The organism is bacterium, assembly GCA_040755795.1.
GTDB lineage: Bacteria > UBA9089 > CG2-30-40-21 > CG2-30-40-21 > SBAY01 > JBFLXS01.
Genome location: JBFLXS010000498.1, coordinates 1 through 2,621, shown reverse-complemented (window position 1 = coordinate 2,621; position 2,621 = coordinate 1). Strand labels below are relative to the sequence as shown.

At 33.3% G+C, this 2,621-nt stretch carries 1 protein-coding gene; it reads left to right on the top strand.

Translation table 11 applies throughout. From position 1 onward, the window contains the following. Positions 1 to 173: 173 nt before the first annotated feature. Entirely contained in the window at positions 174 to 2,486 is a 2,313-nt protein-coding gene (locus AB1414_18880) for a YfhO family protein (GenBank protein ID MEW6609478.1), read from the top strand. Positions 2,487 to 2,621 lie beyond the last annotated feature (135 nt).

The window sequence follows — 2,621 nt, the reverse complement described above, 5'->3', positions numbered from 1 at the left end:
TGTTTTCCACAATCAATTTCTACCTATTTCTATAAATTTCAATCTATTTCTATTATCTTATCTCCATATCACTCTTATCTCCTTATCCCCTTTCGGACACTTTTGATATATAGCCTGAACGGTTACAGGATTTTATTGACATAAATGATATTCTTTGCTATACTTTCACCAGGATGTTTAATAAAAAGGATATATCAATCCTATTAATTTTAATTGGCGTAACATTACTCTTTTTTGCCAGAATATTAGTAACGGATTTTACCTTTGGATATGGTGATATTCATCGGTATTTTTATCCAATTCGCTATTTTAGTGCCTCTGCCATAAACGAAGGTATTATCCCTTTCTGGAATCCTTATTTATTTGCTGGCATTCCAAATTTAGCCGCTTTACAACCAGCAGTATTTTATCCTATGTCTATCTTAACCTACATCTTTCCTTTCTTCTTTGGAATTAAACTATTTATCGTTTCCCATTTTACATTAGCCTCAATTTTTACCTATCTATTGATGCGTAATTTCAATATCAGTAGAACTGGGGCTTTAATCTCAAGCGTTACCTACGGGTTTGGTGGATTTCTTTTATCCGTAGTTGATATGCTTACCACTCTAAGTGCCGCTACATGGACGCCACTTATCCTTTTATTCTATACTAAAGCCTTAACAAACAAACATAACATTTATCTTATGTTAACCGGGTTATTTTTAGCCGTCCAATTTTTAGCCGGCGAACCAACACAATTGTATGGAAGTTTAATTATGTTAGTCCTATTCTGGTTATTTCAACCACAACCTTTAAAAAAATGGATATTTCAAGGGATTACTCCATGGGTAATTTGTATCGGATTAGTCCTTTTCCAGATATTGCCTTTTTTAGAGATGGGTTTATTTTCAACCCGCACCGGCGGAGTTAAATTCACCCATGCCACAAGTCTATCATTAGGACCGCATGAATTATTAAATTTAGTCTTACCTTATTTTACAGGTAATTTTATTGACGAGAGTCATTTCTGGTTTGGTCAATCCTGGCTTGAGAGCATCTATATGGGCATTTTGCCTTTATTATTTGTGTTTACGGCGATGCTTTTTATAAGAAAAAACCGCCTCGTTATCTTCTTTACCTCAATTATCCTTATTTTTCTTATCCTTTCTTTAGGTCGGCTCCTTCCAATCTATGAGTTACTTTATAAATATTTACCTGGTTTTAGTATGATTAGATACCCGGTTAAATTTTTCTCTTTTGCCGCATTTGGATGTAGTATCTTAGCGGGTTTTGGATATGACTACCTTCGGCGTCAAACCTTGAAAATAGACTTTAAAAATAAATTCTATTTTCAAGGTCTGACCATATTAATCCCATTAATCTTCTTCTTAAATCAACAAAAGGCTATTTCCTTTTTAAAAAAGATTTATTTTCCAGATGCAACTGACCTTCAGATAGATACCTGGGCAAATAGCATTTTTTTAAATTTTATGATTGTGTGCTTAATTATTATCTCCTGTATTTTGCTTATCTCTTTGTTATTTAAAAACAAAATTACAATAGCCGCATTTAATTTTGGGATAGTTGGTCTTGTCATCCTTGACTTATCTCTGTTTGGAAGCAGAATTAATCCCTTTGTTCCTCAAAAGATTTATGGATATAAATCAGAGGGCTTAAGGTTTATCTTGCAAGATAGGGATTTTTATCGCATCTTATTAGAGCCGAAAAGTGAAAAGTATTTCCATATCATTCGTGGAGCGACATTGGAAGAGGCACTGATAAATGTCCAGAGGTCTTTAGTCCCCAATTTAGGGCTTTTCTATAAAATTTTTGATGCCGAAGGCTATGAATCTTTAACCCTGAATGACTACAACCAGGTTTTAGAATTGATTAAAAAAGAAGGAAGGTTAACTTTATTAGACTTATTAAATGTTAAATATCTTATCTCTAAGTTTGAATTAAAAATGCCGCACTTAAAACTTGTGTATGAAGATGCCGCAATTAAAATATACCAGAATATGACCTGTCTGCCAAGGGTATTTTTTGTCTCAAAGATACAGGTAATCGAAGATAGGGCTAAAATTTTAGAGGTAATGAACAGATTAAATTTTAATCCAATGAGAAAGGTAATTATAGAAGCAGAAATCCAAAATAAATCCAAAATTTTGCCTTGCAACAATCTCCGAATTCAAAATCCAAAATCCAAAATAAAAATTATAGATTACCAACCTAACAAAATTATCCTTGAAGCATCTTCTAATGGGAATTGTGTTTTATTTTTAAGCGATACATATTATCCTGGCTGGCAGGCTTACATAGATGGTAAGTTAACAAAGATTTATCGGGCAAACTATGCCTTTCGGGCAATTAGTTTCCCGGCAGGTAATCATAAAGTAGAATTTATCTATTTTCCATTTAGTTTTTTAGTGGGGATAATTGGAAGCATTGTCAGTGGATTTATATCAGCAACTCTACTTATGACAACCTTCGTGGTCAAACCTTGAAAATAGAATGTAAGGGTTCAGGTAGGATAAAAATAAGGAGAAAGGGAGAAGATGGAGAAGTGGAGAAAAGAAGAGTTAAGTGATAGGATTATTAATGCCTGTATTAATGTCCATCAAAAGTTAGTGTCGTATTGA

Excerpts from the sequence above, each read along its gene's own strand:
- AB1414_18880 (MEW6609478.1), top strand. The coding sequence starts at position 174 with ATGTTTAATAAAAAGGATATATCAATCCTATTAATTTTAATTGGCGTA.